Here is a 21,931-nt window from a genome sequence, read left to right as displayed (position 1 = left end):
CACCGGAGAGCACAGATGGCGAACGAACCGCTCAGCATCCCGGAAAAATCCGCTTTGCTGGCGCTGTTGATGATCGGCCGAAGCGCATCCAACCCTGAAATACTGGATTCATACGGCTTCACCATCGAGAGGACGGTCCGAGAGAGCCTCGTGGACCAGAAACTGATCGAGGCTGAGCAGTCCAAGGCGCACAGGAACGCGTGGGTCCACGAACTGACTGAAGTCGGCTGGAAACGCTGTCGTGAGCAGTTGGCGGACGCCTCTCCTGCCGGAGTGCAGCGAAAGGACCGGCTGCTGTACGGCGTTCTCCAATGGGTGGACAGGATCTTCGTCAAGCACGGTCTGGAACTCGCCGACGCGTACACGGAATGGGAAGCCGAGGCCGATCGGGAGATCGAGTCCACTGTGGATGAACGCATCCTCTCCGCCTACCACCGGCTAGTCAGCGATCCCGGAGCGTGGGTGGGCCTCGCCGAGCTGCGCGGGGCGCTGCCCGACGTGGAGGCGCCTGAGTTCGACGCGGCCGTGCACCGCGTCGCCGAGCTGCCGTCGGTGTTCCTCACCCCCGAGATGAACCAGAAGCTCCTGACCGACGCCGATCGCGCGGCGGCGGTCAGGCTCGGCGGGGAAGCAAAGCACCTGTTGTCCGTCAAGGCTTCCTGAGGCCGCCGTGGACCACGCGGAACGGCGTGCGCTGAACAACCTGAGGTTCGACTGGGCGCCGACATCCACCGCCGTGTGGGCACCGCCGCCGGCACACGTGGAACAACTGAACGCAGATGTGGTGAACACGGTGCTCAGCGCCTTCACCGACGCCGACGTGGATCCGACGACGAACCCGCTCGGCATCGCGGTGACGGGGCAGCAGGGCGCGGGCAAGACCCACTTGCTGAGTGCCGTGCGCGTCGAGGTCCAGCGCCGTGGTGGCTACTTCTTCCTGATCAGGCTGGTGCACGGGAACAACTTTTGGCAGAACATCGTCCACTCGTTCCGCGACGGCCTGTACCAGCCGGACGCCGCCGCGGAATCGCAGCTGTCCACGTTCCTGCACCGCTTCTCGGACGTTCTCTCGTTACCCGACGAGGTGCGCCGCCAGGTGATCGGTGAGGAACCGGTGACGAAGGAGGCCCTCGACCGGGTCGTGGTCGCCTTGCGCGAGGTGAACCCGGCGGAAGGCCGGCAGTCTCGGCACACGGCGCGAGCACTGGTCCTGCTCGCGGCCGTCGATCCGACCGTGCAGGAGATCGGCGAGGCGTACCTGACGTCGGGCAGCGAGTTGGTCCCCGGCGAACGCGCGGCGTGGGGCATCCACCCCGATCCGAAGCACCCGCACGAGATGGTCCGCGAGATCTCCGGTCTGCTCGGCATGACGGGAGCGAGCCTGCTCGCGATCGATCAGATCGACGCTCTCATCGCACAGGCCGGCATCACGACGCAGTCGACGTACGATTCGCCGTTCGTCCTGCCGCGCAACGAACTGTTCGACGAGATCGGCACGGGCCTGATGGAGCTGCGTGAGGCGGCGCGCCGGTCGCTGTTGATCGTCGCGTGCCAGTTCCCCGCCTGGGAGGCCATCCGCAAGTTCGCGCACCGGGCCGCGGTCGACCGCTTCCGCGAGGAGCTGCGTCTTCGGACCATCTCCACGGCGGAGACGGGCCGGGCGCTGGTCGCCGCGCGGTTCGCGCCGCGGTTCAAGGACTGCGGGTTCACCCCGCCGCACCCCACCTGGCCCGTCCACCCGGAGGCGTTCGCGGACGCGACCCAGTACACCCCGCGCGAGTTGTTCAAACGCATCAACGACCACATCGCGTCCTGTCTGGACAACGAACAGGTGGTGGAGCTGCGGTCGCTCGACCAGGTCGTGGCAGTGCGGCGGAACGGGGTTCCCCCGGTGCAGTCCTTCCGCCTCGATGAGGAACGACTCGCCCCGCTGGACGAGTCGTTCGCCAAGCTGCGCGACGAAGCCGACCCGAGCCCGGCTGTCCACAAGGACACCGAGGACAAGCGGATGACCGCGCTCCTGAGCGCAGCGCTGACCGCGTACCGGCACGAGCTGGGGGAGAAGGGGCGCGACTATGAAGTGGACGAGGTGCGAGGTGGGAGTAACCCCGCTCTGCACTCGAGGTTCAAACTGGTGCTCGACGACACGACCGAGGACGCGGTCCTCTGGTCGTTCCGCGGCATCTCGACCGACAACACCCGCGCGGCGAAGAACCGGATCGAACGACTGCGGGTGAGCTCAGAAGTCGACCCCCACACCGGCAAGCGCCTCGCGTACCTCTTGCGCACCGGCACGTGGTCAATGAGCTCCCCCAGTACCAAGAAGGCGCTCGCGGAGTTCCGCGCCGCCGGTGGTGTGCTGGTGGAGAGCGTCGATGTGGAGGACCTGCGGACGTTCGCGGCGCTGGAGCTCATGCTCGAACATCCGGGCGTCGAGCTGCACGAGTGGCTGCACCTGCGGAAGCCGGCGAGCGGAACGGCGTTGTTCCGCCTGGTGTTCGGGCCTCCTGACGAGCAGACGCGACCTTCGCCCGGTCCGCCGGAGCCGGAACCGGATGACGTGGCCGTGCAGGCACACGGCGAGTGGCCGACCGATGACCCGGACTTGTCGCGGCAACACCCGTCCGCTCCGCCGGTGTCGATCTCCCTCGGCAACCGGGCGGACACCGGCGAGCCGGTGCACGTGTCGCTGGAGTCGTTGCGCAAGCACACCGTCATCTTCGCGGGCTCCGGCTCGGGCAAGACGGTGCTCATCCGCCGCATCATCGAGGAGTGCGCCCTCCTGGGCGTGTCGGCGATCGTGCTCGACCCCAACAGCGACCTGGCGCGGCTGGGCGACGCGTGGCCCCAGCCGCCCAGCGGGTGGGCGCCGGAAGACCCGGAGAAGGCGGCCGACTACCTCGCGAACACCGACGTCCTGGTCTGGACACCCCGCCGGGAGATGGGAAGGCCCATCAGCTTCCAGCCGCTGCCGGACTTCGCGGACGTGCTCGGTGACCCGGACGAGTTCGCCCTCGCGCTGGACATCGCCGTCGCGGCACTGGCGCCACGTGCCCGTGCCGATGGTTCGACGGCCAAGGCGGAGCGCACGAAGGCCGTGCTGCGCGAGGCGCTGACGTCGTTCGCCCAAGCCGGTGGTTCGGGGCTGAGGTCGTTCCTGGACTACCTCACCGACCTCCCGGAGGAGGTGACCCAGCTCGCGAACGCCACCGCGATCGCCGGTGACGTGGCGCAGACGCTGCTTGCCGCGATGATCAACGATCCGCTCTTCGGCGGATCGGGCGCGCCACTCGATCCCGGTGTGCTGCTCACACCGGCGCCGGGCAAGCGCGCCCGGATCTCGGTGATCAGCATGATCGGACTGCAGAACGACGACCAGCGCCGCGGCTTCGTCAACCAGCTCCAGATGGCCATGTTCGCCTGGATCAAGGCGAACCCGGCCGGTGACCGCCCGCTCGGCGGGTTGTTCGTCATGGACGAGGCGCAGACGCTCGCCCCGTCAGGGGTGATGACCGCCTGCACGACGAGCACGCTCGCGCTGGCGTCGCAGGCGAGGAAGTACGGCCTCGGCCTGGTGTTCGCCACCCAGGCTCCGAAGGGGATCCACAACCAGATAGTCGGCAACGCCGCCACGCAGTACTTCGGGTTCATCAACAGCCCGGTGCAGGTGGCCGCGGCCAAGGAGATGGCCTCAGCCAAGTCCAGCACCGTGCCGGACATCTCGCGACTGACCGCGGGCGAGTTCTACTCGGTCGCGGAAGGCAGGCCGTTCCAGAAGGTCAAGTCGCCCATGTGCCTGAGCCACCACCCGTCGAGCGCGCTCACCCCCGAGGAAGTCCTGGTCCGGGCACGCACCGACTGAGCTCCGTGAGAAGAGGTCACCACAATGGACCAGATCATCGCCAAGCTGGTCGACGAGTTCCAGACGAACTACGCGCTCGCGGACCTGACGCAGAGCGAGGCGTTCGAGGTGTTCGCAGCGTACTGCGTGCTGAGTGCCTACTACGAGGAGGAGTTCAACCCGGACGAGTTCCGCACGGGTGGCGGCAACGACCTGGGCATCGACGCGATCGGAGTGCTCGTCGACGGCATCCTGTTCCGGGACGCGGCCGATGTCCGGGCCCACATCCAGCGGTCGCGCCGGGTGGACGTGCAGATCGTCGTGATCCAGGCCAAGACCACGGCGGGATTCGACAGCCGGGTGATCTCCGACCTGGCCGACAACCTCAGCCACATCACCGGTACGGGCAGCCTGCCCTATGCGGCGTCCGGGGACATCGCCAACTTCCGCGAGTGCCTGGAGGCGGTGTACGGCAACATCGCGAAGCTGTCGGGCGCGCTGCCGGAGCTCCACGTCCACTACGTCACGACCGGAGATCGAGTCGCGGACATGGTGGCGAGCAAGGCGGCCTCCGCCGGCGAGCGCCTGCGAAGCCTCGGTCGTTTCGACCGGGTCGACTTCCGCTGCGTGACCCGCGACGAGCTCCGCCAGCTGTACCGGCGGGCAACGACGAAGGTGGCGGTCCAGTTCCCCATGCCGCGCAAGGTGTCCGTGCCGAAGGTACCGAACGTCGAGCAGGCGCTGCTCGGCCTGCTGTCGGCCAGGGACCTGGTGTCGCACATCCTTTCCGACGAGTCCGGCAGGCTGCGCAGGACGTTGTTCCACGGCAATGTCCGCGACTACCTCGGTGACGACAACCCGGTGAACCGCGAGATCGCGAACACCCTGCGCGATCCGTCGCGACGTGAGCGGTTCGCCGTCCTGAACAACGGCATCACGATAGTCACGCATGGCCTGCACGTGGTGGGTGACGACATCTACCTCGACGACTTCGAGATCGTGAACGGCTGCCAGACCTGCCACGTGCTGTTCGAACACCGGGCCGAACTCACCGACAACGTGCACGTCAGTGTGCGGATCGTGCACTCGCACGACGAGGACGTCATCAACGGCATCGTCGGCGCGACGAACCGGCAGACCACCATCAGTGAAGAAGACCTGACGATCCGCGAGAGCTTCCACCGGTTGCTGGAGGACTACTTCACGCACAGTCGTGACCCGGAGCGGAGGCTCTTCTACGAGCGCAGGACCAAGCAGTACGAGCACCACACGGTCGTGAAGACCCGCATCATCACCCGTGCCCAGCTGGTCCGTTCCTACACCGCCATGTTCTTGAACGAGCCCACTCGCCGCGGCCAGTACCGGTCGCTGATCTCCTCAGGCAGCGGCAACCTGTTCGCCGAGGGCCACCAGCCGGTCGTCTACTACACGGCGGCCGCCGCCTTCTACCGCCTGGACTGGTTGCTGCGCAACGGCCGGATCCCGAAGTCCTACGCTCCTTACCGCTTCCACATCCTCAACGCGATCAAGCTCCGGGTGCTGGGCCGGGCGCCGGTCCAGCACACCTCCCGCACGGCGGAACGCGAGTGCAAGCGGATCCTCGACGTGATGTGGGACAAGTCGGCAGCGGAAGGGCTCGTCCTGAACTTGCTGACGCCCCTGCAACGCGCGATCGACACGGAACAGGCCGAAGGCGTGGCCGCCCGGGAACTGGCCAGAACCCAACGCTTCACCAAACGCGTCAGCAACGAAATCCTCAACTCGACCTGCCCCTGACCTGCTCTGGCCGTGAACCCAGAGCTGACACCGCGCTGACCTGCGAAAAACAAGACTCCTGCAGGTCAGCGCGAGGTCGTCCTGAAGTCGTGCAAATGCGGGAGCACGCCGGGGCTTCAGCGTTGACCCGGCTGGACCAGTTCGAACCGGACCCGGCTGAGCCCTCCCGGCAGGTCGCTGAGCACGTACAGCTCACCGTGCACGTCCGTGCCGATCGCGCTCGGCTGGGTGGGGAAGTTGCCGATCGTGGCGGTGTCGTAGCCGCCGTCGGACCTGGGGCGCACGGCGAACACGCGGGTCGAGCAGTAGTCGCTCGCCACGTAGGTCCCCCGTGCCTGCGGGGTCCGCGAACCCCGGTACACCACGCCGCCGGTCACCGAGCAGTTGTCGTTGTAGTGGTCGTACTCGAAGACCGGGTCGGTGTACCGGACGCCCGGCTTGCACTGCCCCTGGTCGAACACCGGGGTGCCTTCCCGGCAGGACCAGCCGAGGTTCGCCCCGCCCTGCCACGGGCGGATGTGGTTGACCTCCTCCACCAGGCCCTGGCCGACGTCACCGATCCACAGCGAGCCGTCCACGGGGTCGACGGAGAACCGCCACGGGTTGCGCAGCCCGTAGAGCCAGATCTCCGGCCGCGCGCCGCGCACGCCGACGAACGGGTTGTTGCGGGGCACGCAGTAGGGCTGCGCCCCGCAGGTGCGGTTGACGTCGATCCGCACGATCTTGCCGAGGAGGGTGCCGAGGTCCTGACCGGACTTGAACGGGTCGTCGGCGTGGCCGCCGTCGCCCGTCGACCAGTAGAGGTACCCGTCACGGCCGAAGGCGACCTGTCCGCCGTTGTGGTTGCCGTACTCGGCGTGCGCCTGGGTGAGCAGCACCTGCAACCGGTCCGGGGCGCCGAGGGGCACGCGTGCCAGGGTGAGCGCACCGGCCGGCAGGCTCGTGTAGGCAACGTAGAGGAGTCCGGTCCGCGCGAAGTCCGGCGCGGGAGTGATGCCCAGGAGGCCGCGCTCGTTGTCCGACGTGTCGATGCGGGCGGTCAGGTCGAGCACCGGCTCGGCCGCCAAGCCGGTGTCCGGGTGGTAGGCGCGGACGGTGCCGTCCTTCTCGGCGATCAGCATCCGCCCGTCCGGCAGCCCGGTGATCGCGATCGGACGCCGCAGACCGGACGCCACCCGTTCGGACACCACGGTCAACTGGGTGAGTGGCACCGCGCGGGTGCGGTACGTCTCGGCTGCGGCGGTGCCGGCCGCCGGCGACGAGGGTGACGGGAACGCGGACGAGGCCAGGATGAGCAGGCCGGCCAGCAGGGTGGACCGGCGACAACGCCGTCGCGACATGGTTCGGCTCCTCGAGCAGGGTGTGGAGGACACGTTCTGGGAGCGCTCCCAATCTACCGCGCCCTCCCGGCCGCATCGAGCCGCCGTCCTGACGCCTCCGGTCGCAGAAGGAGTACAGGACCGGCCGCCTCCACCGCCCTGGTCACGACGACCGGCCGGCCTCCAGTGCCTCGACCGCGCGATCGGACAACGGCGTGTGCACCGCTCGCCACGCCGATTCCAGCTGAGCGGGCGTGGAACAGCCGACGATCGGCAGGACGGCGGCCGGACGGCGAACCATCCAGGCGAGCACCGCCTGCCCGGCGTCGAGGTCGTGTTCCGCCGCGACCTCGTCCAGCGCGGACAACGCGGCCGCGGTGCCCGGCCGGAGGTAGGGGGCCGGGAGGGGGCGGTCCGGGCGGGTGTACGCGCCGCCGAGCAGCACGGAGTGCGCCACGGGGAGGACGCGGCCCGCGCTCGCGGCCGCGAGCACCTCGTCGTCCAGCAGCACGTGCGGGGCCGGGTCGTGGCCGGGATCGGGCTGGAGGTAGGTGAAGCGGTTCTGCACCGCCGCATAGCGCGGTCCCGGTAGTGCCAGTGCCGCCGACAGCCGGGCGGCGGACGTGTTGCTGCAGGCGATGGCCCGGGTGAGACCCCGCGCGACCAGGTCCTGCAGTGCCCCGACCGTCTCCTCCAGTGCGACCGAGCGGTCGTCGACATGGGCGTACACGAGGTCGACGTGGTCGGTGCGCAGCCGCCGCAGGCTCGCCTCGACCTGCGCCGTGACCGCCGGTGCGCTCAGCCCGAGCGCGGTGGACAGGTCGCCGCCGGGGTGGGACGGACGGGCACCGGCCTTCGTGGCCAGCGTGACGCGGTCCCTGCGCCGTCGGCTCACCAGCCAGTCGCCGATGCAGTTCTCCGACTCGTCGCCGGTGGCGCCGGGGTGCCAGAACGCGTAGTTGTTCGCCGTGTCCACAAAGGACGCGCCGAGCTCGATCGCGTGGTCCAGCAGAACATGCGCGTGTGCGGCGGGCACGCGGGTGCCGAAGTACATCGTGCCGACGGCCAGGGGTGGGAGCGGGGAGTCCAAGAGGGAAAAGGAACTGGTCACGGTGAGTTCTCCTGGTGGGTCAGGACTTCGTCGCCGGCAGGAAGCGGTCCGGAGGGCTGACGCGGGTGCGCGGGTGGACCAGGCTCAGCAGCGGGCCGGTCATCGCCGTGGTCACCACCGCCATGACGACCATCAGCGAGTACAGCGAGGCGTCCAGCAGTCCGGTCTCCAGGCCGACGCCCAGGATGATCAGCTCGGTGAGGCCGCGGGTGTTCATCAGGACGGCGAGCGTGCGGGCGTGCCGGACGTCCTGGCCGCACGCGCGGGCGCCGAGATAGGCGCCGAAGAACTTGCCGGCGATCGCGACGAGCAGGATCAGCGCGAGCTCGCCGGCGCCACTCAGGTCCACTGTGGACAGATCGACCCCCAGGCCCGCCACCGCGAAGTACACCGGCAGCAGCACCGAGCCCAGCGGATCCACCCGGCCGATGACCTCCTCGCGCAGCCTCTCCGTTCCGGCACGCGGGACGACCGCGCCCGCGAAGAACGCCCCGAAGATGAAGTGCAGCCCCAGCCACTCGGTCACCCCGCCGGACACCACCGCGAACACCACGACACCGGCGAGCGCACCCGCGGGCAGGGCCCGGCCGGTGCGCTGGTGCGCGGCGACCAGTCGTGCCAGCACCGGGCGCACGACGAACAGCATGACCAGGACGTACGGCACGACGAGCACGGTCTGCCAGGCGCTCCGGCCCGCGGCGAAGGTCAGCGTCGCGGCCAGCAGGCACCACGCCACCACGTCACCGATCGCCGCGGCCGCGATGGCCAGCCCTCCCACGTTCGTGCGGTGCAGGCCGCGCTCCACCAGGATGCGCGCCAGCACCGGGAACGCGGTGATGGACATCGCCGCGCCGAAGAAGAGGACGAACGCCAGGAGCGGTCCCCGGTGCTCGTGGTCGCCGGCCAGGTGCAGTGCCAGCAGGCACCCCAGGCCGAACGGCAGCGCGATGGCCCCCACGGCCACACCGGTGGCGGCACCACCCTTGCCGCGCAACAGCTTCTGGTCGAGCTCCAGCCCGATGACGAACATGAACACCGCGACGCCGACGCTGGCCAGCGCGGTCAGGCCGGGCCGGACGTCCGCGGGGAAGAGCGCGGCGGGAACGGCGCCGCTGAACAGCGTCGGGCCGAGCAGCACACCCGCGACGATCTCGCCGACCACGGCGGGCTGCCCGAGCCGCTTGGCCAGCGCGCCCAGCAGCTGGGCGGCCACCAGGACCACCGCCAGCGCGAACAGGAACAGGAGCGTGTTCAGTGGGGTCATGGGGGAGTCACTCCGGGATCGGTCGTCGGTCGTTCGGGTGGAAGCGGTTGGACAACGCGGGAACGGCGTTGGTATGTTGACCGGCGTGTCCAGCCCAGAGGCTTCCAGTAGGTAGCCACCGGACCTCTCCGGTGGCGTTCGTCGCTGTCGCGCTCTTCCGGCGCTGACGCACGTGGACCTCGCCCTTGTCCGGGCTTTCCGGTCCCAGCCACCGCATCGAGATCACCCACACCCCGGATTCGTTCCGGGGCGCTGCCGTGCGCGCACCGCGCACCGCCGGCTGACACCTCTTCTCTTGCGGTTCCAGGAGTTCTGAAATGCCTCTTGCCGTGTACGTCCTCGCTTTGGCGGTCTTCGCCATGGGGATGTCCGAGTTCATGCTGTCCGGGCTCGTGCCCGACATCGCCGTCGAGCTGGGCGTGTCGATCCCCGCCTCGGGTTCGCTGATCTCCGCCTTCGCCGTCGGCATGATCGTCGGCGCGCCCGTGGTGGCGATGCTGAGCCTGCGCTGGCCGCGCCGCACCTCGTTGCTGGCGTTCCTCGTCGTCTTCCTGCTGATGCACGTCGTCGGCGCACTCACCGACAGCTTCTCGGTCCTGCTCGTCACCAGGGTCGTCGCCGCCCTCGCCAACGCCGGCTTCCTCGCCGTGGGCATCGCCGCCGCGGCCTCGATGGTCGACGACAAGACCAAGGGCAAGGCGACCGCGGTCCTGGTCAGCGGCGTGACCATCGCGTGCATCGCGGGCGTGCCCGCGGGCGCGTACATGGGTGAGCTGTGGGGCTGGCGTTCCGCGTTCTGGGCGGTCGCGGTGCTGTCCGTGCCGCCGGTGTTCGCCATCCTGCGGTCGGTTCCGGGCACCGCGCCCGATCCCAACGCCCCGAGCGCACTGCACGAGCTGCGTGCGCTGCGCACGCCACGCCTGATCATCGTGCTGGTGCTGGGCGCTCTCGTGAACGGCGCGACCTTCTGCTCGTTCACGTACCTCGCCCCGGTCGTCACCGATGTCGCGGGCATGTCGCCGAGCTGGGTGCCGCTCGCGTTGCTGTTGTTCGGCCTCGGCTCGTTCGCCGGTGTCACGCTCGGCGGCAAGTTCGCCGACAGCAACCCGACGGGCCTGCTGTCGGTCGGCGCCGTCGCGCTGCTCGCAGGCTGGCTCGTGTTCGCGGCCACGGCGGGCAACCCGGTCGTGGCGCTCGTGTTCATGTTCATCCAGGGCACGCTCTCGTTCGCGGTCGGCTCGACGCTGATCTCCCAGGCCCTCTACTCCGCCGCCGGCGCTCCGACCCTCGCCGGTGGTTTCGCCACCGCGGCGCTCAACGTGGGCGCCGCGGTGGGACCCGTGCTGGGAGGTGCGGCCATCAGCGCGGGCGCGGGCTTCCGCTCTCCGCTGCTGGTCAGCGCCGCACTGGTGGTCGCGGCCCTGCTGGTCGGCGGTGCCGGGCTGCTGGCCGCGCGCACCAGGGCCGGCGCCGGGCAGCGCGCCGAGGTGCAGGCGGTGTGATCCCCGGCTCAGGGGGTCGCCCGCGGGTGACCCCCTGAGCGTTCACCCGGTCCAGGCCAGCCGGTCGAGGAAGTGGGCGATCAGCGCCACCGACTGCTCCGGGTTGAGCCGCGGGTCGCAGGTCGACCGGTAGTCCGGGAAGGACGGTTCGTCGTCCGTTCCGGACACGCACTCGGTCACCGGGTCCGGCGTCAGTTCGAGGTGCAACCCGGCGGGGCGGAGTCCGTACCCGGCGACGACCCGCACGAACGACGTCACCTCTGCCCGCATCGCCGCCATCAGCCGGGTCTTGACCCCGCGCAGCTTGAGCCCGTTGCCGTGCATGGGATCGCACAGCCACACCACCGGCGTGCCCCTCCTGGCGACCGCCGCGACCACGGCGGGCAGCAGCTCGTCGACCTGCTCCGCTCCGTAGCGCAGGATCAGGCTCAACCGGCCGGGAACACCGTCCGGGTTGAGGTGCCGGGTCAGCGCCACGACGTCGTCCGGTGTCGCGGTGGGACCGATCTTGACCCCCAGCGGGTTCCGCACCCCTGCCGCGAGCGCCAGGTGGGCGCCCCCGATCTCCCTCGTGCGCTCGCCGATCCAGCCGAAGTGCGTACCCGCGCTGTACGCACCACGTACGCCGTCACGCACCAATGGCCGCTCGTAGGGCATCAGCAGCATCTCGTGCGCGGTGTAGACGCGTTCCTCCAACGGCTTTCCCCACCAGGCCCGCCGCACCTCGCGCAGCACGACCTGCGAGCAGTCGTAGGCGGTGCGCAGCCGGCGCGGGTCGGGTACCCGCAGCAACGGGTCCGGTTCCGGGTCGTTCACGGCGTCACCGCAGTAGCTGGCCATCAGCCCGGTCTCGAACGGGTCGGGTTCGAACGGTGAGGACCGGGGTTTGCCGTACTGCCCCGCCAGCCTGCCCACCGCCACGCCCGCGAGCCCGCTGCCCGCCCGCATCATCGCGGCGAGCCCCTGCAGGTGGTCGACCTTGCGCCGCACCAGTTCGGGCACGGCCTCGTGGAACCGCTCCGCGCAGTCACCGCCCTGCAGCACGAGCGCGGCGCCCTCGGCGACCAGGGCCATGCCGAGGGCGAGGTCGACCACCTCGTCCTCGGTCGTGAGACCGGGCAGTCCGGCCAGCTCGGCTTCAACCCCGTCCACGGCGTCCTGGTCCGGCCAGACGGGTTGCTGCCGTGCGGTGCGTGCGGCCATCTCCGCCCGCACGAGCGCGGCCGGGGAGTCGAGGACCGGGACCAGCCGGTCGGCGGCGGTCACCTGCCGCTCCCGGCGGCCGCGGCGATCGCGACGTCCTCGACCCGGCACATCTCCTGGATGAGCAGCTCGTAGAGCCGCACCAGGAAACCGGGGTCGATCCCGTGCTCCGCGGCGTACCGGGCCGCGCGCTCCTTCACCAGCCGCACCCGGTGGGGCTGCATCATCGGGACCTCGTTGGCCGACTTGTACGCCGCGATGCGCAGGCCGCAGTCCAGCCGGCCGCGGACGATGTCGAGCAGCTCCGCGTCCAGGCGGTCCAGCTCCTCGCGCAACTGCGCAAGGCCGTCGTGTTCGGTCATCGAAGCTCCTCAGCGTGGCAGTGCATGGTCGTGAACACGTCGTGCGCGCGCCGCTCGTGCTCGGCGCACCTGTCGCCGAGCAGGGCGCGGATCTCACCGAAGGCGGCCGCGACACCGGCCTCGCCCTCCTCCACGGCGGCGGCGAACGCGCGCAGGCCGTCCGCGAGCGCCTGCCGGGCACCCGCCGCGTGCGGGTTGGCCTCCTGGACGTCCAGGTAGACCTCGGGCCGGCCGCTCGTGATGCGGGCGAGCAGGGCCAGCAGGGTCAGGTGCGGTGGCGGTGCCGTGGCGGCCAGCCGATCCGCCGGCACCCCCAGCCTGGCCAGCGCCAGCCCGAAGGACAGCACCGTCGCGTGGGTCAGCGCCTGGGTGGCGGCCGCCGTGGCGTCGTGCTCGCCGGACGTGCAGCGCACCACCCGCCCGCCCCACCGGCGCACGAGGTCGAGCAGTGCGTCGACACCCGGTCCGCCGCGTGCCACCACGGCGGCCACCGGCCGGCCCGCCATGCCCAGGTCGGGGGCGAACATGGGGTTGAGGCCCACCACCTGCACCTCGCCGGGCAGGTCGGTGAGGCGGGCGCTCAGCCGCGACTTCACCGACAGGGTGTCGGCGAGCACCGCGCCCGGTCCGAGCAGCCCGGCCAGCGGTTTCACCGCCCGCAGCGCCACCGGCTCCGGCACCGCGAGCACCACCAGGTCCGCGGCGGCGACGGCGGCGGCGACCACCGCGTCCGGTGCGGTGATGTCGCCCTGGAGGACGTCGCCGTCGCCGGGGCCGAGGTCCACCGCGGTGACGGTCACGCCGCTGTCCCTCAGAAGGGCGGCGAACAGCGCGCCGACCGCACCTCCGCCCCCGGCCACCACCGCGTGCCGCAGCGCCGTCACGCGACCTCACCCGCGACCGTGCCGGCCGAATGCGCGGCACCCGCCGCCCGGTCGAGCGCGGCGAGCAGCGCGCCCGCCTTGACCACGGTCTCGGTGAACTCCTCCTCGTGGTCGGACAGGGCCACGATGGCGCCGCCCACCCCGAACTCCGCCACCCCGGGCGTGAGCACCATGGTGCGGATGACGATGCTGAGGTTGGCCGCTCCGCTGAGCGAGAACCAGCCGAGCGCGCCGGAGTACACGCCGCGCGGACCGTCCTCCAGCCGGTCGATGATCTCCATGGTGCGCTTCTTCGGCGCACCGGTCATCGAGCCGCCGGGGAACGCCGCCCGCACGCACTCCACCGCGGTCGCACCGGGCCGCAGCGTGCCGCGGACGGTCGACACCAGCTGGTGCACCGGGGCGTAGGTCTCCACGTCGAACAGCAGCGGCACGTGCACCGACCCGACAGCGCAAACCGCGTTGAGGTCGTTGCGGACCAGGTCGACGATCATCAGGTTCTCCGCGCGGTCCTTCTCCCGGCTGAGCAGGTCGGCGCGCAGCGCGGCGTCCTCCGCGGGGGAGCCGCCGCGCGGCCGGGTGCCCTTGATCGGCTTCGACTCGACGCCGCCGTCCGCGCCCACGGTCAGGAACCGCTCGGGGGAGGCGCTGAGCACCGCCAGCTCCGGGAACTCCAGCAACGCCCCGTAGGGCACCGGGCTGATCTCCCGCAGCGCCGAGTACAGCCGGTCCGGCCGTGCGCGGGAGGGCACGGTGATCATGTTGGTCAGGCAGATCTCGTACGACTCCCCGGCCCGGATCTCGGCGAGGCAGTCCTCGATGCGGTCGTGGTAGGCGTCCTTGTCGTGGCGCGGCATCGCGACCTTGCCGAAGGAGTCCCAGTCCCGTGCCGCCAGCGCGATCGCACGCCCGCGGGCCGTCGCCGGCTTGATCGCCAGCACCCTCGCCTCGGTGTCGTCGAGCCACGCCGTGGCACCCGGCGCGGCGAGTGCCAGCAGGTAGCAGCACCCCTCCGCGTGGTCGAGCACCACCGCGCGGTCGGCGAACAGCAGTGCCGCGTCCGGATGCGCCGAGACGTGGGCCGGTTCCCCGATCGTCTCGGCCTTCAGCTCGTAGCCCAGGTAGCCGACGTAGCCGAGGTTGAACTCGAACGGCAGTCCCGGTGGAGCGGGCACCCTCCTGCGGTGCAGCTGTTCCTGGAGGTAGTCGAAGAACGGTTGCCGGACGTGGGTCGTGCGGCCGTGCGCGTCCCGCACCGTGACGGTCTGGTCGGCGACCCGGTAGGTGATGTGCTCGGCCAGCGGACCGCTGTCGTCACCGAGGAACGAGAACCGGGACAGTCCGTCGATCACCTCGCTGCTGTCCAGCCAGAACGTCGACCGCGCGCCGGCGAAGCAGGCCTCCCGCACCGACTCGCCGTCCGGCGCCACGTCGACGCGGCGCACCAGGACCTCGTGGGCGGCCCGCTCGTGGGCGAGGGCCAGCCTGCGGAAGTTGGCCAGGACCTCCCTGCCGTACTCGCTCCCGATGGACTCGGGGTGGAACTGCACCCCCCACAGCGGCCGGTGCCGGTGCCGCAGCCCCATGATCACCCCGTCGTCCGTCCACGCCGTCGCGTCGAGCTCGGCGGGCAGGTCGGTGACGGCCAGGGAGTGGTAGCGCACGGCGGTGAACGGCGAGGGCAGACCGGCGAAGAGGTCCTCGCCGGTGTGCCGGACCTGGGACACGCGGCCGTGCATCGGTTCCGGCGCCAGTGCGACCGTGGCGCCGAACAGCTCCGCGATGCCCTGGTGCCCCAGGCACACCCCGAGCACCGGCAGGTCGCTGTCGAGCACCGCGCGGGCGCTGATGCCGAAGTCCTTCAGCCGTCCGGGACGACCGGGACCGGGGGAGACCACGATGGCGTCGAACTCGGAGAGGTCGATGTCGGACCACTCCGCGTCGTTGCGGACCACCACGGGCGGGCGGCCGGCGACCTCACCGATGTACTGGAAGAGGTTGTAGGTGAACGAGTCGTAGTTGTCGATCAGAAGAGTTCGCATGCGCTGCGCCTTGTCTCGGGCGGGAACGCGCTACCGGGTCAGGGTCCTGCGCATGTGCAGGCGCTCGGCGGCGTTGCCCTGGTTGACCACGTACTTGACCAGCAGATCGCTGTCGACGATGGCGGGGTGCTCCTCGTCGTACTCGATCGCCATGACGGTGCCGAGCCACGGTTCGAGTCCCATGGCGTAGACGTAGACCTCGCTCGGACCGAGTGCGTCCACGATGGACTTCGCCTGCTCGAAGTCCGAACCGTTGAGCCTGCGGCTCTGGTCCTCGCGCCGCGACAACGGCTTCGGGTACAGCGGGCCGTAGATCCAGCTGGCGGCCGCACCGATGCTCTCCATGCCGATGAACACCGTGTCCACCCGGCCGACGAGCGCGACGACCTCGGCGTAGGTGGCGGGGGAGACGTTGGTCGAGTCGGCGGCGAAGAGCACCTGCCGGTCGCCCAGCCGCAGCAACCAGCCGGTCTTGCTGCGGATGCGCAGGTCCCCGTGCTCGCCCAGGAACGGCAACGCGATCGCGGTCGCGGTGCCGCACGGGCGGGCCTCCAGGTCGTCGACCTCGACCACGTCGGTGAACCCGAGCCTGCGCAGGATTCCGGCGAGCCCGGGGTCCACCAGGCTCGCGTTGGTGGAGCGGGGGACCAGCACCGTGCCGACGCGGTGGCGGATGCGCAGCAGCGTCTCGAACAGCATGTGGTCCTGGTGGTTGTGCGTGATCAGCACGTGGTCGATGCGGTCGGGCAGGTCGGCGTAGGTGAACCTGCCCTCGGTCTCACCCTCGTACCCGGTGTGGCTCAGCACCGGGTCGATGAGGAACGTGCCGCCCTCGTGGCGGATGAACACGCAGGCGTGGCCCGCGTAGTCGAGCACGTCCGGCAGGGACCGCTCGTCCCGTGGTTCCGGCACCTGCGCGAGGGTGAAGTACCCGGCGAAGCGCTGGGCCCGTTCCCCGGAGAGGCCGAGGTTCACGGTGAGCTCGTGCAGGCCCGCGTCGTCGAGGCCGCCGCGGAACACCTGGTCGAGCAGCGGCGAGTCCAGCGGCACGTCGACCAGCAGCTGCTGCGGGGTGTACTCCAGCATCGGCGTGGTGAGCGCGAACTCCCTGGCGTCCTCGGTGACGAAGGAGAACCGCACCTGCTGCAGGCTCTTGTCGTAGTACTCCGAGGCGTACATCAGCGGTTCGATGAACCGGTAGTCCGGGCTGTGGTTGTCCCGGCCGTAGAACACCTCGACCCGGCCGGCCAGTGCCGTGGGCAGCTCCCGGTAGACCGGGTCGAGGCACTGGCCGGTGTAGCGGGGCAGGATCTCGTCCTCCAGCTGCCGGATCGCCTCGAACAGCTCGTCCAGCTTCGCCCGTCGTGGTGCCGTGTCACGCCACCAGCTGACGATGGTGTCGTAGTGCTCGTGGGCGTGGACCCACGGGCCGCCGTGCATGCGGGGCTGGCGCACCGCGGCGGCGTGCACCTCGGGGGAGTCCGAATAGGACTCCATGATCGGGGTGAACCTGTTGCGGAGGAAGCGGGCCAGCGTCTGCGGCGGCAGCAGGTACGACCAGCCGTACCAGCCGGCGACCACCGGTTCGACCGCGACGTCGTCACGCAGGTAGTAGCGCATTTCGGGGCTCCGTTCGTGCGTCGGGGGTCAGGCGCTCACGACGGACGTGCCCGGCAGCAGGGCCAGCAGGTCCGCGAGCACGTCGCGGTCGGTCTCGTGGCGCGCTTCCCGCCAGCCCCGTCCTCCCAGTGCCGACTGCGTCGCGGCGAGCACCCTCGGGTCTGCCGCTCCGCCAACCCTGGCAAGGTCGAACCAGCCGCCGACGTCGACGACGTCGGACTCGGTCAGCCCGGTGACCGCCAGCAGGTCCGCCAGGCCGTAGGTGCGGTGCACGACGACCTGGGAACGCGCGGGTGCGCCCTGCACGCCGGCCAGCAGCGCGTCGACCAGCAGACCGACGTCGCAGACGGGCACGTACCCGTCGAGCCGGGGCAGGGCGCGCAGGCGGACCGAGAGGTCGAGCAGGGACGAGAACCAGTCGTCCCGCAGGAACGCCCTGTCCGTCTCGCCGTGGCCGTAGACCAGACCTGCCCGATAGCTGGCGCCCGCGCACCCGACGGCGGCCAAAGCGTCCACATAGGACTCACAGATGAGCTTGGAACGCGAGTACGGCTCGCCCACCGCCGTGAGCGCCTGGGCGGACAAGGTGCCGAACCGCTCTCCCGCGGACGCCGCCGAGAGGAACGCGAACGACTGAGCGCCCCACGCGGCGGCGGCGCGCACGACGAGAGCGGTGGTGCGCACGCTGCCGGACATGTGCCGGTCCAGCGGCAGCAGGTGGTTGACGTCGTAACCGCAGTGCACGACCGCCTCGACCGCCGGCCCGGTGCCCTGCGCCAGGTGGCGTTCCAGCTCCGGGTAGCCGATGACCTCCACGGCACCGAGTCCGGCCTCCGACCGGCCGAACCTGGCGGCGTGGCCCGCCTTGAGCCGCTGCGCGCTGCTGGTGCTGACCACCAGCACGCGGTGACCGTCGTCGAGCAACCGTTCCAGCACGTGCCCGCCGATGAACCCGGACGCACCGGTCAGCAGCACCGGGCCCGGACCGGTGGGCGCGCCGCGCCGCAGCTCTGGCAGCTCCGCGCGCAGGGCCGCGAGCTCGGTCTCCGCCTGTCGGAAGGCCAGCTCCGCCGGGGAGAGGTCGCGCACGACCTCCTCGCCGCGCACGTGCCGCAGGAAGTCCGCGGCCACGAAGTCGTACTCCATGGCCTCGAACGCCGCCTCCACCGCCTGCTGGCCGAACAGCTCGGCCAGCTTGACCTGGATGCGCATCATCGCGAGCGAGCTGCCGCCCGCGTCGAAGATCGACACGTCCGCGCCGACCTCCTGGCCGAGCACCGCGGCAACCACGTCGAGCACCTGGCCCAGTTCCTCACCGCGGGCGCCGCCGGGCGCGGCCGCGGGTTCGGCCAGCAGCTCACCCAGCGCGTTCTTGTCCAGCTTCCCGCTGGTCGCCAACGGGAACTCGGGAACGACGGCGACCCGGTCCGGCACCTCCCAGGCCGGGAGCAGCTGCCGCAGCCGGACCATCAGCGCGTCCTCGCCGTCCGGTGCCTCCGTCGTGGCGAGCACGAGCTCGTCGTCCAGCTGCACCATGGCGACCTGCACGCCGAGGTGCGCGCTCAGCGCGAACTCCACGTGCGCCAGGTTGACCCGGTGCCCCAGCCGTTTGACCTGCTCGTCGACGCGGCCCATGTAGGTCAGGCCACCCCGGTCGAGCGCGACCCGGTCGCCGGTCCGGTAGGCGCGGCTGCCCCGCACCTCGCCGAACCTCTCCCGCTCGCGCGGGTCCCCGCCCACGTAGCCCAGCGCCACCCCGTCACCGACGATCACGAGCTCGCCGATGCCCGACTCGGTCAACCGGCCGGTGTCGAGGTCGCGCACCAGTGCGGAGAACCCGTCGATGGGCGTGCCGATCGTGGTGGCGAACTCGGTCAGCTCGGCGACCGAGAAGCACACGGTTCCCTCGGTCGGGCCGTAGGCGTTGAACACGCGGCTGTGGCGCGCGGCCGTGTCGAACTCCGCCTTGCCCAGCGCCTCACCCGCGAACTGCACCTTGCGGACGTTGCGCTGAGCCCGTTCGCCGAGCCGGGCGTACACCGACGGCGGCACCATGATCAGGTCACCGCCGTGCTCCGCCAGGTGCTGCGACAGCGCGCCGAGCCACGACTGCACACCGCGGGCGGGCACGACGACGGTCGCACCCGCGTGCAGCGGCACGACGATCTCGGTGATCGAGGCGTCGAAGGACAGCGAGGCGAACTGCACGACCTCCTGCCCGGGACCGATGTCCAGCAGGCGGGTCAGCGACCGGCAGAGGTTCAGCAGGCCGCCGTGCCCCACGTCGACGAGCTTGGGCGTGCCGGTCGAACCGGAGGTGAAGATCGAGTAGGCGACCGCGCTGTCACCGGCGTCCGGCACGCCGGCCGCCGAGGCGGTGAGCGGCACGGTGCGGGTGTCGAGGGCGGGCACACCCGTCGCCGCGGCTTTCGCCAGCGAGTCGTCGTCGAAGCAGACGGCAAGACCGGGGTCGGCGACGCGCGCCGACTCCACGAACCTCGCCGTGGGCAACGCGGGGTTGGCCGGGGTGTGCACGGCGTGGCTGCGCAGTGCCGCGAGCGCCCACAGCACGGACTCGGCGGAGTGCTCGCCCACCACCAGCACCCGGCGGCCGGGCGGGCACTCGCGGCCGATCCGCGCGGCCAGTGCGCCGGTGATCCGGTCCAGCTCCGAGTAGGTCCACTCGCGACCGGCACAGCGCAACGCCACCCGGTCGGCGTGGCGCGCGAACGCACCGCTCAGCAGGTCAGGCAGTCGCACGGAGGGCTCCAATTCGCTGTTCGAGTTCGGAGAGGACGACCGCGACGGTGTCCTCGCCGATGAACCGGCTCTTGTACTGCAGCTTCATCAGCGGCGGTCCGGGGAAGGAGCGGTCGGCGAGGAACTTCAGGTCCTCGAAGACGCGGTCGCTGCGCACCCGCACCCAGTCCCAGTCGCGCGGCTCTGGACGCATGAAGGTGGTGTCCGAGACGACGATCCGCGGCATCCGGCCCCGGCTGAACGCGGTGGCGAACGCGGTCAGGTCGGACATCGTGTAACGGCCCAGCCCCTCCAGCCGCGCCCTGGTGGCGGCGAAGTGCTCCGGCGTGTACTCGCCTGCGCGTTCCCGGTGCACGACCAGCGGCCGGATCTCCACGAAGTAGCCGCCCCTGCGGGCGAAGTCCCAGCGGGAGAACGGGTACTGCAGCACGAGTCCTCCGCCGACCACCCGCAGCACGGTGGCGGTCACCGCGGCCAGCAGGTCGTCGAACGAGAGGCCGGGGCGCAGGAGCAGCCAGCGCTCGGAGCTGCCGGAGATCGTGGGCACACCGGGTCTGCCGGGTGTCGGCAGCGCTCCGAGCTCCCGCTGCACCACCTCAGGGTCGGCGGCCGGCAGCGCGGCGAAGCGGGCGAGCATCCCCGAGTGGTCCCGGTAGCGCGACCCCGGCCGCTTCACCGGCTCACCGCGCAGGTGTGCGCGCAGCTGTCCGAGCAACGCGACGACGTCGGCAAGGTCGACGACCATGTGGTTGAACTTCGCGAACACCAGGTGCCGGCCGTCGTCGTGGGGCCAGAAGGCGACGTGGACGGCTTCGTCCAGGCCCAGCGGCCGGGTGTTGTGGTAGGCGGTGGTCACCTCGGCCAGGTCGTCCGGGCTGCCCGTCACGCGGGTGTCGTGGACGACGCAGGTGGCTTTGACCTCGTGCTCGGGAACGCCGATGAGGTTGCCCAGCGCGGCGGTGACACCCAGCTGCCGCAGGAAGTCCTCAGTGTCGCGCGGGTCGGTGGCGAGCACGCCCAACGCGGCCGCGCACGGGTTGACGTCGCAGTCGAGGCCGAGGTCGCGCAGGAAGCTGAACAGGTCGCGGACGGCGACCGCGTCCTCGCGCAGGACCGGTGTCGTGGCCACCGCGGTCAGCCCTGCTTCGCCGCGGTCGTGCCCCACGCGAACTCCACCTGGTCCAGGACGTCCATCTCGGACAGCAGCGCGTGCACACCGGAGTGGTCCTGCACCAGGTGCGTGCCGCCCTGCTCCTCGCGGATCTCGGCGGCGGCCTTCTCCCAGCCGGGCAGCCCCTCGAAGTCCGCGATGGTCTCCCAGGTGGTGAAGTCGGGGGCCACGAACGCGGCGAGGCCCGCGACCACCTTGTCCAGCACGAACCGCTTCTGGTGCGCGGGCAGGACGTCGTGGACCTGCTTGAGGATCTCCCCGGAGATCGAGGCGTGGCAGTACTCGTCCCGGTTGTGCAGGCGCACGGTGGTGGAGTTGACGACCTGGATGTCCTCGTCGTTCGCGAGCAGGTCCAGGTAGGCGTTGATGGAGATCTCCGCGACGGTCGCGAACGCGAGCGTGGTGAGGCTGCGCTCCCAGCGTTCCGCGCAGCGGTCCACGTGCTCGTCGTGGATGGTGGTGATCAGCGAGTCCGGCAGAACGCGGTCGGAGAACTCGTAGCGGCGCATCCGGCGGGTGGTCGCACTGCCGTTCATGTGCATGAGCGTGTGGTACTGCTCGTCGACCATCGCCTGCGCGATGGCGAGCTCGAGCTCCTGGCCGCCGGCGCCGGGGTACTCACCGGACGCGACGAGCTGGAAGCCCGGGTTCGCGATGCCCTGCTCGATGAGGACCGTGTTGCGGTTGTAGGCGATCCAGCCCCAGCTGGTCATGCGCGACCGTTGCGCGTCGGACCACCGCTCCCACACCGGGTGGGCGCTGAACGGCACCATGTCCACCCGGAAGTCCGGGCGGTCGGGGTCGAACAACGCGTGGACGTCCGGTTCCGCGCGCTTCACCGCCGCGCGCCGGTGCCAATTTCCAACCAACCTGGAAATCACCGCGCTTTCAGCGGAATCAGTCCGGTCGAACGCGGGCAGACCGGCGATTTCGGTCAGCCCTCCGCCTTCGGCATCGGGATCGGCCTGACTGCCCATGGCACACCTCTCTCGCTGTCGAATATCGCAGTGGATTTCCTGCCGCCGAGTTTGTCGAGCGCCCCGAACGGTGACAAGTGGTGTTGAGCGCCGCGCGGA

General features: G+C 70.7%; 16 protein-coding genes. 5 read left to right on the top strand and 11 right to left on the bottom strand.

What is annotated here, in order from left to right:
• Window positions 1-15: 15 nt before the first annotated feature.
• The 3 genes from AB0A63_RS17545 to AB0A63_RS17535 all read left to right on the top strand — a co-directional run bounded on the left by AB0A63_RS17545 (window position 16) and on the right by AB0A63_RS17535 (window position 5,617).
• On the top strand, window positions 16-663 hold the full coding sequence (locus AB0A63_RS17545) for a hypothetical protein (protein ID WP_360391894.1): 648 nt from the start codon (window positions 16-18) through the stop codon (window positions 661-663).
• 121 nt (window positions 664-784) lie between these two features.
• Window positions 785-3,862: an ATP-binding protein gene (locus AB0A63_RS17540; RefSeq protein WP_360391891.1), complete on the top strand. Its 3,078-nt coding sequence runs from the start codon at window positions 785-787 to the stop codon at window positions 3,860-3,862.
• A gap of 24 nt (window positions 3,863-3,886) precedes the next feature.
• On the top strand, window positions 3,887-5,617 hold the full coding sequence (locus AB0A63_RS17535; protein ID WP_360391889.1) for an AIPR family protein: 1,731 nt from the start codon (window positions 3,887-3,889) through the stop codon (window positions 5,615-5,617).
• Window positions 5,618-5,733: 116 nt separating this feature from the next.
• Here AB0A63_RS17535 and AB0A63_RS17530 read toward each other — a convergent pair whose 3' ends face one another.
• The 3 genes from AB0A63_RS17530 to AB0A63_RS17520 form a co-directional block, all read right to left on the bottom strand.
• Entirely contained in the window at window positions 5,734-6,957 is a 1,224-nt protein-coding gene (locus tag AB0A63_RS17530) for a PQQ-dependent sugar dehydrogenase (protein WP_360391886.1), read from the bottom strand.
• A gap of 142 nt (window positions 6,958-7,099) precedes the next feature.
• A complete protein-coding gene (locus AB0A63_RS17525; RefSeq protein ID WP_360391884.1) occupies window positions 7,100-8,026 on the bottom strand; it encodes an aldo/keto reductase in 927 nt (308 codons plus the stop codon).
• A 40-nt stretch (window positions 8,027-8,066) separates the two neighbouring features.
• On the bottom strand, window positions 8,067-9,311 hold the full coding sequence (locus AB0A63_RS17520) for a cation:proton antiporter (protein ID WP_360391881.1): 1,245 nt from the start codon (window positions 9,309-9,311) through the stop codon (window positions 8,067-8,069).
• Between the two features lie 317 nt (window positions 9,312-9,628).
• Here AB0A63_RS17520 and AB0A63_RS17515 point away from each other — a divergent pair, with 317 nt between their 5' ends.
• Entirely contained in the window at window positions 9,629-10,813 is a 1,185-nt protein-coding gene (locus AB0A63_RS17515) for a Cmx/CmrA family chloramphenicol efflux MFS transporter (protein ID WP_360391878.1), read from the top strand.
• A 42-nt stretch (window positions 10,814-10,855) separates the two neighbouring features.
• On the opposite strand, the gene AB0A63_RS17510 is transcribed toward AB0A63_RS17515, so the two are convergent.
• The 8 genes from AB0A63_RS17510 to AB0A63_RS17475 are packed head-to-tail and all read right to left on the bottom strand — an operon-like array spanning window position 10,856 to window position 21,694.
• On the bottom strand, window positions 10,856-12,079 hold the full coding sequence (locus AB0A63_RS17510; protein WP_360391875.1) for a 3-deoxy-7-phosphoheptulonate synthase: 1,224 nt from the start codon (window positions 12,077-12,079) through the stop codon (window positions 10,856-10,858).
• The gene (locus AB0A63_RS17505) at window positions 12,076-12,378 is read right to left on the bottom strand and encodes a chorismate mutase family protein (protein ID WP_360391872.1); all 303 of its coding nucleotides are present in this window, start codon (window positions 12,376-12,378) and stop codon (window positions 12,076-12,078) included. Before AB0A63_RS17505 ends, AB0A63_RS17510 begins: the two co-directional genes overlap by 4 nt.
• Complete coding sequence (locus AB0A63_RS17500; protein WP_360391869.1) at window positions 12,375-13,262, bottom strand: prephenate dehydrogenase/arogenate dehydrogenase family protein; 888 nt, start codon at window positions 13,260-13,262, stop codon at window positions 12,375-12,377. The genes AB0A63_RS17505 and AB0A63_RS17500 overlap by 4 nt, the downstream gene beginning before the upstream one ends.
• Complete coding sequence (pabB, locus tag AB0A63_RS17495) at window positions 13,259-15,304, bottom strand: aminodeoxychorismate synthase component I (protein ID WP_360391866.1); 2,046 nt, start codon at window positions 15,302-15,304, stop codon at window positions 13,259-13,261. Before pabB ends, AB0A63_RS17500 begins: the two co-directional genes overlap by 4 nt.
• A gap of 30 nt (window positions 15,305-15,334) precedes the next feature.
• A complete protein-coding gene (locus AB0A63_RS17490; RefSeq protein ID WP_360391863.1) occupies window positions 15,335-16,924 on the bottom strand; it encodes an MBL fold metallo-hydrolase in 1,590 nt (529 codons plus the stop codon).
• A 27-nt stretch (window positions 16,925-16,951) separates the two neighbouring features.
• Window positions 16,952-19,684 carry an AMP-binding protein gene (locus AB0A63_RS17485; RefSeq protein WP_360391861.1) on the bottom strand — a complete coding sequence of 911 codons (2,733 nt, stop codon included), beginning with the start codon at window positions 19,682-19,684 and terminating at the stop codon, window positions 16,952-16,954.
• The gene (locus tag AB0A63_RS17480) at window positions 19,671-20,849 is read right to left on the bottom strand and encodes a hypothetical protein (RefSeq protein WP_360391859.1); all 1,179 of its coding nucleotides are present in this window, start codon (window positions 20,847-20,849) and stop codon (window positions 19,671-19,673) included. The genes AB0A63_RS17485 and AB0A63_RS17480 overlap by 14 nt, the downstream gene beginning before the upstream one ends.
• Window positions 20,819-21,694, bottom strand: coding sequence for a diiron oxygenase (locus tag AB0A63_RS17475; protein WP_360391856.1), 876 nt, complete (start codon window positions 21,692-21,694; stop codon window positions 20,819-20,821). The genes AB0A63_RS17480 and AB0A63_RS17475 overlap by 31 nt, the downstream gene beginning before the upstream one ends.
• Here AB0A63_RS17475 and AB0A63_RS17470 point away from each other — a divergent pair.
• On the top strand, window positions 21,668-21,919 hold the full coding sequence (locus tag AB0A63_RS17470; protein WP_360391853.1) for a hypothetical protein: 252 nt from the start codon (window positions 21,668-21,670) through the stop codon (window positions 21,917-21,919). The two genes, AB0A63_RS17475 and AB0A63_RS17470, sit on opposite strands and share 27 nt — an antisense overlap.
• Window positions 21,920-21,931: the final 12 nt, after the last annotated feature.

It is taken from the genome of Lentzea sp. NPDC042327, assembly GCF_040647275.1.
In the GTDB taxonomy this organism is placed as follows: Bacteria; Actinomycetota; Actinomycetes; order Mycobacteriales; family Pseudonocardiaceae; genus Lentzea.
This window is presented reverse-complemented; position numbering and strand designations above follow the sequence as displayed.